Raw genomic sequence first — 12,945 nt, 5'->3', positions numbered from 1 at the left:
CCCATGGGTATCTCAGGAATGATCGGGCGGCCCATTAAACCATTGGAAGGAAACGCAACGGGATGGCAAGCACTAGCGACACGGTTGTCACGCGCTTTGCCCCTTCACCGACGGGTTTCCTGCATATCGGCGGCGCCCGCACCGCCTTGTTCAACTGGCTGTTCGCCCGCCATCACGGCGGAAAAGCCCTGCTCCGGATCGAGGATACCGACCAGAAGCGGTCGAACCAGGACGCGATCGATGCGATTTTCGACGGTTTGTCGTGGCTCGGGCTGGATTACGACGAGGAGCCGGTGCTCCAATCCGAACGCGCCGCACGCCATGCCGAAGTCGCCCACACCTTGCTGGCGCATGGGCATGCCTATCGCTGCTACGCCACGACCGAGGAACTGGAGGAAATGCGCGCCGCCCAGCGCGCAGCGAAGCAACCGCTTAGGTACGACGGCCGGTGGCGCGATCGGGATCCCGCCGATGCTCCCGAAGGTGCCCCTTATGTCGTCCGCCTGAAAACACCCGCGACGGGTGAGACTACGATCGAAGACCTTGTCCAAGGGCCTGTGACCGTGCGGAACGAGGAAGTGGACGATTACATCCTGCTGCGCGCGGACGGTACGCCGACCTACATGCTCGCCGTGGTGGTGGACGACCACGATATGGGTGTGACCCATATCATCCGCGGGGACGACCACCTGAACAACGCGTTCCGCCAGCTTCCGGTGCTGCGCGCGATGGACGCGATCGAAGGCGGCTGGCCCGATCCGATCTACGCGCATATTCCGCTGATCCACGGTTCCGACGGGGCAAAGCTGTCCAAGCGGCACGGCGCGCTCGGCGTCGAAAATTACCGCGACGACATGGGCATCCTGCCCGAAGCGATGTTCAATTACCTGCTCCGGCTGGGCTGGGGCCACGGCGACCGCGAGGAAATCACGCGCGATGAAGCGATTGAACTCTTCGACCTCGGCGGTGTCGGCAAGAGCCCGTCGCGGTTCGACATCAAGAAGCTCGACAACCTGAACGGGCATTACATCCGCGAGGCGGATGACGCACGGCTGGCGGAGCTGGTTGCGGCGAGGATCGGCCCTTCTGCGAACATCGCGCTGCTGACCGAGGCGATGCCGGTGCTGAAAACCCGGGCGCGCTCGATCATCGAACTTGCGGAGGGTGCGGCATTCCTGTTCGCTACCCGGCCGCTGGAGATGACGGACAAGGCCGCAGCGCTGCTGAACGACGAATCGCGAGCGCTTCTGGCGCAGATTTCCGCGCGTCTGGCCGCTGAAAATGACTGGACAATCGAGGCCCTGGAGGCCAATCTCAAGCAAATGGCCGAGGAACAGGGATTGGGTCTCGGCAAGCTCGCGCAGCCGATGCGTGCTGCGCTGACGGGGACGACGACATCGCCCGGAATTTTCGATGTGCTGGTCCTGCTTGGCCGGGAGGAGGCTCTTGCGCGGATTGACGCGCAGGCCGCACCCCGGGCCGCAACATAAAATCTGAAGGAGAATGAAATTGTCGGACAAACAGGCGAAACTGGAAATCGGCGGAAAATCCCTGGATTTCCCCGTTCTGGAGGGAAGCACCGGCCCCGATGTGGTCGATATCCGCAAACTCTACGCCCAGACCGGCGCCTTTACCTTCGATCCGGGTTTCACCTCCACCGCATCGTGTGAAAGCGCGCTGACCTTCATTGACGGCGAAGAAGGCGTCTTGCTGCACCGCGGTTATCCCATCGGCCAACTGGCAGAACATTCCAGCTTCATGGAAGTCAGCCACCTGCTCCTGAACGGCGAGCTTCCGACCAAGGACGAGCTGGACGATTTCACCTACACGATCACGCGGCACACCATGCTGCATGACCAGCTGCGCCAGTTCTACCAGGGCTTCCGCCGCGATGCGCACCCGATGGCGATCATGTGCGGTGTGGTTGGCGCGCTGTCCGCGTTCTATCACGACAGCACCGATATCGCCGATCCCGACCACCGGAAGATTTCCTCGCACCGCCTGATCGCCAAGATGCCGACAATCGCGGCCAACGCGTATAAATATTCCATCGGCCAGCCTTTCATGCATCCGGACAACTCGCTGTCCTACACCGGCAATTTCCTGCGCATGACCTTCGGGGTTCCGGCCGAGGAATACGAAGTAATCCCGGCGGTGGAAAAGGCGATGGACCGGATCTTCATCCTCCACGCCGACCACGAACAGAACGCTTCGACCTCGACTGTGCGCCTTGCCGGTTCTTCGGGTGCAAACCCGTTTGCGTGTGTCGCGGCGGGGATCGCGTGCCTGTGGGGACCCGCACATGGCGGCGCCAACGAAGCTGCGCTCAACATGCTGCGCGAAATCGGTACGCCGGACCGGATTCCGCATTACATCGAGCGGGCCAAGGACAAGAACGATCCGTTCCGCCTGATGGGTTTCGGCCACCGCGTGTACAAGAATTACGATCCGCGCGCGACGGTGATGCAGAAGACCGTGCGCGAGGTTTTCGACGCACTCAAGGTCACCGATCCGGTGTTCGAGACCGCCCTGCGGCTCGAGGAAATGGCGCTGAACGACCCGTATTTCGTCGAAAAGAAGCTGTTCCCCAACGTCGATTTCTATTCCGGCGTGATCCTGTCGGCGATCGGCTTCCCGACCACCATGTTCACCGCCTTGTTCGCCCTCGCCCGCACGGTTGGCTGGGTGGCGCAGTGGAACGAGATGATTTCGGATCCCGGCCAGAAAATCGGCCGCCCTCGCCAGCTGTACACCGGTCCGACCGAACGCGATTACATCCCGGTCGAACAGCGCTGAGAATTGCGCCGGGTGCCGTATTCAAGCGGCGCCCGGCAATTCCAGGATAAAGCGGGCGCCTTCGCCGGCGGTGCTCTCCACCGTCAGGTCGCCGCCCATCGCGCGGGCAATTCGCCGCGAGATATAAAGGCCCAGCCCTGACCCGCCGTCACCCGTCCGGCCAAGCCGCTCGAATTTTTCGAACACTACCGCCTGCTGTTCGGGAGTCAGGCCCGGCCCATCATCGGCGACGGTCACCAGGATGCGCTCGTCGGCGTGTGCGAGTTCGATCCGGACCTGCGAACCCGGCTCCGAATAGCGGACTGCATTACCCACCAGATTGAGCAGTATCTGGAGGACCCGGCGAAACTCCGCAGTCGCGATCAGGCCCTCGTCCTTTCCGGGCGCTACCAATTCGATCTCGCGCTCTTTCGCCCGCACGCCGAGGATTCCGACGGCGCGCTGCGCCACATCAGCCAGATCGATCTGGTCCGGAGCGGTGGTGAACTGATCCGACTCAACTATCTCGAGGTCGGAAAGATCGTCGATCAGCGCCAGAAGATGCTGCCCGGCGGACGCGATATCGGCAGCATAGGCGCTGTATTCTTCCGCAAGCGGACCGGCGAGCCGCGTGCGGATAGTTTCCGCATTGGCGATGATCCGTGCGATCGGCTGACGGAGCACCGGCGAAAGTTCGCGCCCGATCGAACTGCCAATGGAAAGCTCCCGCGGTATTGCGGCCACGGCTGGCGGCGGTGAATAGGGTGCTTGCGCGGTAAGGTAGAGCTCGAAACCCGCGCTCGCGACTTCCGGTTTTCCGAGCGGGAGCAAGGTCACATTCCATCGGCGATCCGACCCTTCGACCACACATTCGGCGCCGTCGAGCAGCCGCCAGTGCAAGGTCGCCGCGCCCGGGGGCATCGAACCAAGGCCCGGGAAATCGACGAAATCGCTCCAGGCCTGGGACTTGCTGCCGCGCAGCGCCCGCGCCAGATCGGCGAGATCCGGTGCGACGCTTTCTACCGACAGGATATGCTGCTGCGGGTCCAGCCGGGCAGAGAGTTCTGCCAGCGCGCGGTCGATCGCAAGCTTACGGGCCTCGTTTTCGGCAGCGTCTTCGGGCGGCAGCGGTGCGGACTGCCAATTGGCGATACGGATCAGGCAGCCGCCCTCATCGCCTCCTATGCCCTCAACTTCGCTGCCGAGGGGCGAGACTTCGACCCAGGCCCTGACCAGCTCGTCGCCGTCGATTGCCTGGATCATTCGCGCTAGCCGCAGGCCATATTTGCGCGACTTGCGCACCAGCGACAGCAGCTCGGGAATGGCTATGACCCCCGGTACATCACCCCCGCAGCGGTGCTGCAATTGGGCGAGCGGCTCCTGCGCCTCGACCAGCTTGTCATGCGCGTCGCTGCGGGCCTCAGCGATGAAGGGTTGTCCGGGCTTGTTCACAACCTAACCCGCCGTCCCTCGATAGCGGGCAGCGAGGATCGCAGCGGCACGCTCCGCCCGAAGCAGGCTGAACACGTCGGGCAAGGTCACATCGGGATGGATATGGAAAAACTGCTCTTCGATGGCCTTTGCCTCCATTCCCGCTGCGCGCAAGGTCAGCGCGAGGCGGGCCATCTGCCCTTCGTTGGTCGACAGTGCGGCAATATCCCGGTCCTGATCGGAAGCAAGTGCCAATGCCGAAATGAACGCCGCAGCGCCGGCATGATGGATCGACAGGGCGGCCATCACCCCGCTGCCGATGCCGGAAACCAGCCGCGACAGCAGCCCCAGCCGGCCGCCGCTTTCATCGAACGAGGCGCGCAGTTGCCGCTCAGCCGCCGCCACGGCGGATCCCATCTGGAAATCCTCCATGTGATTCCGCCAGTGCACCAGCACTTCGTGAAACAGTTCGCCCGGCAGTTCGTGGACCGGCAGTTCCATCCGCCGTTGGTGCTGGATGAACCGCGCCTGCGACGCTAACACGGTCATCGCCGATGCTGCGGTGTCTTCGTCGTCGGACGAAACAAGCGCCTGAAGCAAAGGCGACAGGACCGGATCTATCGCTCCCAGCTGCTCCAGCCGCACCGCGAGATCCCACTCCACCGCCAGCGCATGGCAATGGGTCAGCAGTGCCGGATAGCCAGCGAAACTGGCGGCCAGCGCATCGCGGTGTTCGCGGGCGAACGCGTCGGGATCCTCGGCGCCCGCGCTCTCGCCCTGCTTCACGAGCAATTGCCACGCGATATGCAGGACTATGCCCCTGACCCGCGCTACGATGGCGTCGGAAAAGAGCGTATCATCGTCATTCGCAAGCAAATGGCCAAGGATCGGGGCGACGGTATCAAGCACGGCATCGCCCTGCTCCAACGCCTCGCGGAGCAGTGCCTCTACCGGGGCCTCATCGGGCGGGGACACGGGACGATCAATCATGGACCCTGTCCTTAAACCGACATGGTTAAGTCTGCGTTAGCTTAGACCGGCTTACTTCGAACAATATTCCTACCAGGGCAATCAGCGCAAGTATCTGTGTTACAGAGATTATGTTGCCAAAATAGGCCGCGATGGCGAGAATGGCGGCGAGCAGGAATCGGTCTGCCAGAAGTATTTTCCAATTTCCGATAGGGAGCGCGCTGCCGACGCGCAGAACGAGAACGAGCGACGCGGCGGCCAGAACTCCGGTTGAATTGCCGGAAGGCGCGGCAAGCCCCGCCAGCGCAACAAGGATCACGTCGATGCCGGCTACCAAGCCCGCATAGGCCTTGCCAAATCTATCCCCCGCCTGCCTCCCGGCACCTTCCATCGCCTTCAGCGCGCCGCCGGTCCGCCCGGCAAAATATGCCCCGGCGAGCAGCGCCAGTCCCGCCACCGGCTCCCAGAACCAGCCTGAAAGCGCTGCTATCCCCGCCAGCACCGCTGCGCCGCCGAGTATCCCTCTGCCGCTCACCCTTCCATCGTTAGCCCGGCGCATCAAGGCGGTCGCCGCCCGGTCGGCCGCTGCCAGTGCTGGCGCGAAGAAAGGCGCGGGGCGCACGTGGCGGTCGAGCCACGCTTGCTCATACCGCGCCGCCTCATCTTCAGAACGCACCAACCCCCACTGGTGATCGGCCAGCGTACCTTCGGGCATGCTCACCGTGCGGGTCCCGGTTTGCAGGGCAATCCGCAGCAGGCTCGCGGTCGGATCGGCATCCGGCGGCAAATCGGCGAGCCGCTCCACCGCCGGTCCATAGACCATGAACAGGCCCGCCCACGCATGGTCACGGTCGATGCGCTCGAACCCGGCCGCGATGCCTTCTTCCGCTGGCAGGACGAGGACAGCGGTAAGTCCGCCCAAGAGGCTCTCGGCGAGCGTGCAATCGGGCAGCAGGCCGTCAGCGAACACCAGCAATTCGTCCGCCGCCCTGACCATCCCGGACAAGGCGCGAGTGCCGGAGAGGATCTGGAACTGCGCGCCCGATTTTTCCGCCAGATGCTGCAAGTCAATCAGGTCGCGCGAGAGACCCGGCGCGTGGCACGCGATCTTTTCGCAGCCCAGGGCTAGCGCGCATTCCAGCTGCCGCTGGACGACAGTTCGCCCCGCAACCGTTAGAAACGCGCGCGGATCACCGCCAGCGTCAGCCAGTGATTCCATCGTTGAAAGTAAGGCAACCCTCACGCGCAGGCTCCTGAATCGAGGAGCATGGGCTTTACGGCGCGCCCGCGCCGATGCCAACCCGAAGCGGAATTCGTGGGATCAGGCGGGTTGACCGGTAAAATCGGACAGGAATGCTTCCATCTTCCGGATGACTGTCGGCTCTCCGGGGGCGGAGGCCAAGGCTTCGTCCGCTAGAACGATAAGTTCAACCGCATGAAAACTGGCCGCAAGCCCCTTGAGGCGCATCGCCGCGACATCCCAATTCCCGTCACAACGCGAGCGCTTCAGCAGGTCGAGCTGGCGGGCCAGGCTGCCCGCAAACGCACCGCGCAATTCCGCCATCAGCACGGCGTCATCACCGGCCGCAGCCGCCAGATTGGCATCGAGAGCGCCGTTTTCATACAACATCACCAATAAATCTAGCGCAAGCTAAGTTAAGATAGGGTTTCACGCCGCGTCAAAAGTGTTACTTTCCCGCCATGAGCAATGGATCGAACATCCGGGTCGTGGGCCCAGAGCATACGTCAGAATCCCCGGCGGACACTTCCGCACCGGCCCCTGACGCCCCTCTCGAACTGGAGGAAGAAGCGTTCGACGAATGGGAAGAGGAGACACCCTCCCCCCGTTCTACCGCCTGGGTCGTGCCCGCCATCGCCCTCACTGCGATTGCCGGCTGGACCGTGTTTTACGGATGGACCTACCGCGCCGATATCCTATCCGGCGGCACCGCACGGCAATGGAGCGAGTGGATTATCGGATGGTCGGTTCCGGTCCTGCTGATCGTTTCGGTGTGGATACTGGCGCTGCGCAACAGCACCCGCGAGGCTGCCCGCTACGGCGAAATCGCCCGCAGCCTGTCGGGCGAATCGGTCGCGCTCGAACAGCGCCTATCGGTCATCAATCGCGAACTCAGCATCGCCCGGGACTTCCTTGGCTCCCAATCGCGCGAACTTGAATCGCTCGGCCGTTCCGCCGGTGAGCGCCTGTCGGGTCACGCCGACCATTTGCAAAGCCTGATCCATGACAACGGCGCGCAGGTCGTTGCCATCGCCGCGGTAAGCACCACCGCGCTCGAAAACATGGTCCGGCTGCGGGATGATTTGCCGGTAATCGCGAATTCGGCGCGCGATGTAACCAACAACATCGGCAACGCGGGCCGCACTGCCAACAACCAGATCGACGAACTCATCGCCGGCTTCGAACGGCTCAACGAATTCGGCCAGGCCACGCAGCGCGAAGTCGCCACCCTTCAGACCGCCATCAACGGCGCCCTTGCCGACTTCGAGGCGCAGGCTGCACAGATGGAAGCGGTCGCGCTCGGAAAATTCGATGCCTTGCGGTCGACCAACGAAGAATTCCGTGTGGAACTCGACAACAGCGAAGTGGAAGCGCTTTCGGCCTTGCGGCGCCGTGCGACTGCGCTGTCCGCGGAATTGGCCGGCGCCCGCACCGACCTGGAAGAACAGGAAGAAGGTGCGCTGGTTTCGCTCCGCTCGCGCGTTACGTCCCTGCGCGATGAAAGCAAGATCATCGGGCAGTCAGTGCGTGAAGGCGAAGAGCGCGCCATCGGCATCTGGAGCGCCCAGATCGAGGATATCCAGACCCGTCTTACCGATGCCGTCGAACGCATCTCGGCACTGGACGAAGCAGCCCTGACCGCCTCTCGCGCCAAGTTGCAGGAACTTGCCGACGAAGCCGAGCGGGTCGATGCGACGATGGCCGAGCGCAGCGCAGCGCTTCACGACCAGATCGAGCTGCGGCGTGCACAAATGGCGCAGGACGAACAGGAAGCCATCGAAGACCTTGGCACGCGCCTCGCGGGCCTCGACGAGACTATCTCGGCGCGCCGGGCGGAGCAGATCGAACAGTCCGAGCGGCTATCTGCCCACGGCACAGCCATTGCAGACCAACTGGCCGATTTCGAACGCAGGTTGCAGACGATTATCGCGCAAGGTTCCGAAACCGAAGTCGTCATTGGCAGCGGGGCGCAGGTCCTCGCGGAGAAGCTCGGCCAGAACCGCCAGCGGATCGACGAAACCACCGCCGCCATTGCCGGCCTGACCGAGGACACCGTCCGGCTGCTCGAATTGATCCAGGCCAGTTCGGACCACAGCCGCGACATCCTGCCATCTGCCATCGCCGATGCGAGCAGCAAGATCGCTTCGACCGAAGATCAGGTCGGGCGGATCAGCCTGCTGCTGGGAGAAGCGAGCCAGAAGGGCGCGGAACTCTCGGAATATGTCCTGTCAGCCAAGGATCATGGCCACGAGGCGCTCGACCGGATCGAGCGTTCGAGCGCGATGATTACCGAGGTCAACAGCGCCCACCTGGAAGAAATCGAACGCCTCGAGAAATCGCTGGCGGATCTTGGTACGCAGAGCTCCCGGCTGTCCGAAACTGCGCGGACGGAATTGCGGGACGCGATCAGCTTCCTGAAACAATCCGCGCGCGAAGCACTGGGCCAGATCGAAAGCGGGGCGGCTCTCAACGTCAAGCAATTGGCGGAACGTATTGGCGAAGAAAGCTCCGCCGCGATCGACAGCGCACTACGAGGCCGCACAAACGAAGCGGTGGCCGAACTCGAGGCGGCTGTAACCAAGGCGTCCAACGCCGGGCGGCAGGCAGCCACCAACCTGCGCGACCAGCTGGGCAAGGTTGACGAGCTCGCCGGCAATCTGGAAGCCCGCGTCAACCGAGCCCGCGAACGCGCGGAAGAACAGGTCGATCACGATTTCTCCCGCCGCGTTGCGCTGATTACCGAGAGCCTCAATTCCAATTCGATCGACATTTCCAAGGCATTGTCGAACGACGTCACGGACACCGCGTGGGCGTCCTACCTGCGCGGGGATCGGGGCATATTCACCCGCCGCGCCGTGCAGCTTCTCGACAGCACCGAGGCGCGCGATATTGCCGGGCTCTACAGCTCCGACACCGAATTCGCGGAGAACGTCAGCCGGTATATCCATGATTTCGAAGCAATGCTGCGGGTCCTGTTGTCCACCCGCGACGGGCACGCGCTAGGCGTCACCCTGCTAAGTTCGGACATGGGCAAATTGTATGTCGCGCTCGCGCAGGCAATCGAGCGACTGCGGACGTAACCTCGCGGCATGACCGGCCTTGTGGCCGGTCCAATTATGCCGGAGGCTTGAACAGGTTGATGTCGGAAGCTTCGATCCAGCCATAGTCGTAATTCAGGACGTAAATCGCGGTCAGCACCGCCGCGACCAGCGACGCGCGAAACGCCAGCCTTAGTGGCCGGAAATTCGCAGGCGCGCTGTCTGCCTGGCCGGGGATCTTCTCGAGCCCCAGTTCGTCATGCGTGCGGACGCCAAAGGGCAGCATTACAAAGGCGCACATTACCCAGACCAGCAGGTATATCGCGACAATCGAAGTCCACTGCACGGCGTCAGCCTCCCATCAGGATCACTTTGACCTGCGGCTTCTTGCCGCTCCACCGGGTCGCGGCGCGCCGGGTAGCAAGGCGCACTGCCTCGGTCAGCGAGCTACGATCCTTACGCGCTGCGCCCTTGAGGGCCCGCAAGGCCTTGACGATATCGGCGGACGCTTCGGTCACGAAATCCTCCTCGTCTTCGTCCAGCGGCATGCCGAGCAATTCGATATGCGGCTTCAGCTGGCTGTCGATCGCGACCACGATCACGCCGTCGCGGGCCATCCGGCGGCGCATGGCGATAGCCTCGCCATCTGCCGGGACGATGATGTCACCGTCCAGGACCAAACGTCCGGTGCGGACCTGGGCCAGCTTGCCCGGCTTGCCCGGGGCGAGCCGGATGATGTCGCCGTTCTTCTGGAAGATGTTGTGCGGAATGCCTGCAGCCTGCCCGACACGGACCTGTTCCTGCATGTGCTTGATCTCGCCGTGCACCGGCACCAGGATTTCGGGCCTGATCCACGAGTAGAGCGCTTCCAGTTCCGGCCGACCGGGGTGGCCGGAGACGTGGATCTCGCTCTGGCGGTCAGTGACCATCACGACGCCGCGTTCGGCCAGCTTGTTCTGGACTTGCCCGATGGCGACTTCGTTGCCAGGTATCTGGCGGCTGGAAAACAGCACCACATCGCCTTTTTGGAGGCTGATCTGGTGACTGTCATCGGCCACGCGAGCCAGCGCAGCGCGGGGTTCGCCCTGCCCGCCGGTGGCCATGATCAGGATTTCGCCGCGGGGTAGCCCCATCGCAGTCTGGAAATCGACCGTCTTGGGGAAATCCTGCAAGTAGCCGTTGTCCTGTGCGACTTCGATGATCCGGTCGAGCGAGCGGCCGGCGACGCATAATTTGCGCTTCGTTGCCTTCGCCACTTCGCCCAGCGTATGGAGCCGCGCGACATTCGAAGCAAAAGTGGTAACCATCACCCGCTTGCCCGCGTGCCGCTTCACTTCTTCCATCAGGCCGCGGTACACCCCCCCTTCCGAACCACTGGGTTCGGGATTGAAGACATTGGTGGAGTCGCAAACCAGCGCGAGGATACCGTCATCGCCGAGTTCGGTGAGTTCTTCTTCGGTCGTCGGATCGCCGACAATCGGTTCATCGTCCAGCTTCCAGTCGCCGGTATGGAAAATCCGCCCGTACGGGGTATCGATGATCAGGCCGTTGCCCTCTGCGATACTGTGCGCGAGGGGGACGTAGCTGACATCGAACGGTCCGACTGCAAAGCTGTCTGTCCCTTCGATCACATGAATCTTGATTTCACGCAGCAGCCCGGCTTCTTCCAGTTTGCGGCGGATCAAGTCGGCGGTGAACGGAGTAGCGTATAGCGGCACGCCCAGTTCTTCCGCGAAATAGGGGATGGCGCCGATGTGGTCTTCGTGACCGTGGGTCAGCACGATGCCGACCAGGTCCTTGACCCGGTCCTCGATAAATTCAAGGTCGGCAAACACCAGGTCGACGCCGGGATACTGATCGCCGGAGAAGGTCATGCCCAGGTCGACCATCAGCCATTTGCCGTCGCAGCCGTACAAGTTGACGTTCATGCCGATTTCGGCGGAACCGCCAAGCGCAAGGAACAGGAGTTCTTTTTCGGGGGTGAAATCCTTCTTCACTTGGACGCCCGATCTGCCAGGATTGCGAGGCCTTCCAGCGTGAGGTCGAAATCTACGCAGTCGAACACGTCGGTGTGCTTGTCGAACAGGATAGCGAGGCCGCCGGTGGCAACCACCTTCGCGGGTCGGCCGATTTCTTCACGCATTTTGGTAATTAATCCTTCCATCATCGCAACATAGCCCCAGAACACCCCGATGAGCATCTGGTCTTCGGTGTTGCGGCCGATCACACTGGTCGTTCGCGGAGCCTCGATGGCGATCCGCGGCAGTTTGGCGGTGTTGCCCACCAATGCATCGAGCGACAGGTTGATTCCCGGCGCGATGATGCCCCCCTTATACGCTCCGGTGAAATCCACCGCATCAAAAGTGGTCGCGGTACCGAAATCGATGATGATCAGGTCCCCATCGTAGCGCGCGTGGGCCGCAATCGCGTTCAGAGCGCGGTCGGCGCCAAGCGAACGGGGCTCGTCGACATCGACCGTGATGCCCCACGCCGCATCGCCTTCGCCAGCGATCATCGGGGTGACGCCGAAGTATTTTTCCCCCAGCACGGTCAGATTGTGGATCGCACGGGGGACCACCGAACCGATAATGAAGCGGTTCACTGCCTTGCGCTCGACCCCTTCCAGCGCCAGGAGCTGGGTCAGCCAGACCGCATATTCGTCACCCGTACGGCGCGGATCGGTGGCAATCCGCCAACGCGCCCGGACTGACTTGCCATCGAACAAGGCGAAGACCACGTTGGTATTTCCGACATCGGCGACGAGCAGCATGGGTAGTTCCTTCAGGCGAGCATGACATCGCCCGCGTGGATGGCACGGCTGGTGCCATCCGCCAAGCGCAGGCGGAGCGAACCGTCGGGCAGCAGGCCATCGAAAACGCCGCTGATGATCCCCTCGGTCTGTTCGTTTACTGTCAGCGCTGTGCCGGCGGGATGGGCAGCGCTTTCCCAACGGTTGATCAGCGGCTCCGTCCCGTAGGTCCGCCAGCGCTGCAATTCCTCGGCGAAGTACCCGGCCAGCGCCTGCGCGAACAGGTCACGATCGGGCGCAGGCCCGAATTTCGCCAACGCAAGCGTCTCGCGCCCGGGAACCTGCGGCGCCGCGGCGAGATTGACCCCGATACCGACGATGACGCTGTCCCCTTCCCGCTCCAGCAGGATACCGGCGAGCTTGGCTCCGGAAAACATCAGGTCGTTGGGCCATTTGAGGCGCAGCGGGACCGGATCGGGGCAATGCGGCAGGACGGCCTGGTAAACCGCCAGCCCCGCCACCAGTGCCAGGGTTGGCGTGAACGGGTCGCCGGGCTGCACATGCACCGCGGTCGAACCCATGAAGTTCCCGAGACCGTCGAACCATTCGCGGCCTTGCCGCCCGCGTCCGGCGCTCTGCCGGTCCGCCACCAGCCATTGCCCCTCGGCGATCCGTTCGCCCGCTTTCAATCGGGCGGAAAGATCACCGTTGGTCGATCCGGTGCTGGCAACAGTCTCGATCAA

At 63.1% G+C, this 12,945-nt stretch carries 11 protein-coding genes; 3 read left to right on the top strand and 8 right to left on the bottom strand.

The window, feature by feature from the left end:
* Window positions 1-62: 62 nt before the first annotated feature.
* Both gltX and GRI65_RS03590 read left to right on the top strand, forming a co-directional pair.
* The gene (gene gltX / locus GRI65_RS03595) at window positions 63-1,490 is read left to right on the top strand and encodes a glutamate--tRNA ligase (protein ID WP_160755133.1); all 1,428 of its coding nucleotides are present in this window, start codon (window positions 63-65) and stop codon (window positions 1,488-1,490) included.
* A gap of 13 nt (window positions 1,491-1,503) precedes the next feature.
* Window positions 1,504-2,796: a citrate synthase gene (locus GRI65_RS03590; protein WP_160755132.1), complete on the top strand. Its 1,293-nt coding sequence runs from the start codon at window positions 1,504-1,506 to the stop codon at window positions 2,794-2,796.
* Between the two features lie 21 nt (window positions 2,797-2,817).
* On the opposite strand, the gene GRI65_RS03585 is transcribed toward GRI65_RS03590, so the two are convergent.
* The 4 genes from GRI65_RS03585 to GRI65_RS03570 all read right to left on the bottom strand — a co-directional run bounded on the left by GRI65_RS03585 (window position 2,818) and on the right by GRI65_RS03570 (window position 6,805).
* Window positions 2,818-4,227: a sensor histidine kinase gene (locus tag GRI65_RS03585; protein WP_160755131.1), complete on the bottom strand. Its 1,410-nt coding sequence runs from the start codon at window positions 4,225-4,227 to the stop codon at window positions 2,818-2,820.
* 3 nt (window positions 4,228-4,230) lie between these two features.
* Window positions 4,231-5,196, bottom strand: a complete 966-nt coding sequence (locus tag GRI65_RS03580) for a hypothetical protein (RefSeq protein WP_160755130.1) — start codon at window positions 5,194-5,196, stop codon at window positions 4,231-4,233.
* Window positions 5,197-5,221: 25 nt separating this feature from the next.
* A complete protein-coding gene (locus GRI65_RS03575; protein WP_160755129.1) occupies window positions 5,222-6,394 on the bottom strand; it encodes a hypothetical protein in 1,173 nt (390 codons plus the stop codon).
* A 102-nt stretch (window positions 6,395-6,496) separates the two neighbouring features.
* Window positions 6,497-6,805 (bottom strand): Hpt domain-containing protein, encoded by a 309-nt coding sequence (locus tag GRI65_RS03570; RefSeq protein WP_160755128.1) that lies wholly within the window; start codon window positions 6,803-6,805, stop codon window positions 6,497-6,499.
* 71 nt (window positions 6,806-6,876) lie between these two features.
* Here GRI65_RS03570 and GRI65_RS03565 point away from each other — a divergent pair, with 71 nt between their 5' ends.
* Window positions 6,877-9,495: a coiled-coil domain-containing protein gene (locus GRI65_RS03565; protein ID WP_160755127.1), complete on the top strand. Its 2,619-nt coding sequence runs from the start codon at window positions 6,877-6,879 to the stop codon at window positions 9,493-9,495.
* A 34-nt stretch (window positions 9,496-9,529) separates the two neighbouring features.
* Here the strand turns inward: GRI65_RS03565 and GRI65_RS03560 are convergent, their stop codons facing one another.
* Genes GRI65_RS03560 through GRI65_RS03545 form a run of 4 tightly spaced genes read right to left on the bottom strand, consistent with a single transcriptional unit; the run spans window position 9,530 to window position 12,945 of the window.
* Window positions 9,530-9,799 carry a DUF1467 family protein gene (locus GRI65_RS03560; protein ID WP_160755126.1) on the bottom strand — a complete coding sequence of 90 codons (270 nt, stop codon included), beginning with the start codon at window positions 9,797-9,799 and terminating at the stop codon, window positions 9,530-9,532.
* A gap of 4 nt (window positions 9,800-9,803) precedes the next feature.
* On the bottom strand, window positions 9,804-11,450 hold the full coding sequence (locus tag GRI65_RS03555; protein ID WP_332872588.1) for a ribonuclease J: 1,647 nt from the start codon (window positions 11,448-11,450) through the stop codon (window positions 9,804-9,806).
* Entirely contained in the window at window positions 11,447-12,223 is a 777-nt protein-coding gene (locus tag GRI65_RS03550) for a type III pantothenate kinase (protein ID WP_160755125.1), read from the bottom strand. Before GRI65_RS03550 ends, GRI65_RS03555 begins: the two co-directional genes overlap by 4 nt.
* Before the next feature lie 11 nt (window positions 12,224-12,234).
* A complete protein-coding gene (locus GRI65_RS03545) occupies window positions 12,235-12,945 on the bottom strand; it encodes a biotin--[acetyl-CoA-carboxylase] ligase (RefSeq protein ID WP_160755124.1) in 711 nt (236 codons plus the stop codon).

It is taken from the genome of Allopontixanthobacter sediminis, assembly GCF_009828115.1.
Taxonomy (GTDB): Bacteria; Pseudomonadota; Alphaproteobacteria; order Sphingomonadales; family Sphingomonadaceae; genus Allopontixanthobacter; species Allopontixanthobacter sediminis.
This window is presented reverse-complemented; position numbering and strand designations above follow the sequence as displayed.

Bases quoted from the DNA above. Each gene is read 5' to 3' on its own strand.
- GRI65_RS03580 (WP_160755130.1), bottom strand. From the start codon at position 5,196: ATGATTGATCGTCCCGTGTCCCCGCCCGATGAGGCCCCGGTAGAGGCA.
- GRI65_RS03590 (WP_160755132.1), top strand. From the start codon at position 1,504: ATGAAATTGTCGGACAAACAGGCGAAACTGGAAATCGGCGGAAAATCC.
- GRI65_RS03550 (WP_160755125.1), bottom strand. From the start codon at position 12,223: ATGCTGCTCGTCGCCGATGTCGGAAATACCAACGTGGTCTTCGCCTTG.
- GRI65_RS03565 (WP_160755127.1), top strand. From the start codon at position 6,877: ATGAGCAATGGATCGAACATCCGGGTCGTGGGCCCAGAGCATACGTCA.
- gltX (WP_160755133.1), top strand. From the start codon at position 63: ATGGCAAGCACTAGCGACACGGTTGTCACGCGCTTTGCCCCTTCACCG.
- GRI65_RS03575 (WP_160755129.1), bottom strand. From the start codon at position 6,394: ATGGAATCACTGGCTGACGCTGGCGGTGATCCGCGCGCGTTTCTAACG.
- GRI65_RS03570 (WP_160755128.1), bottom strand. From the start codon at position 6,805: ATGTTGTATGAAAACGGCGCTCTCGATGCCAATCTGGCGGCTGCGGCC.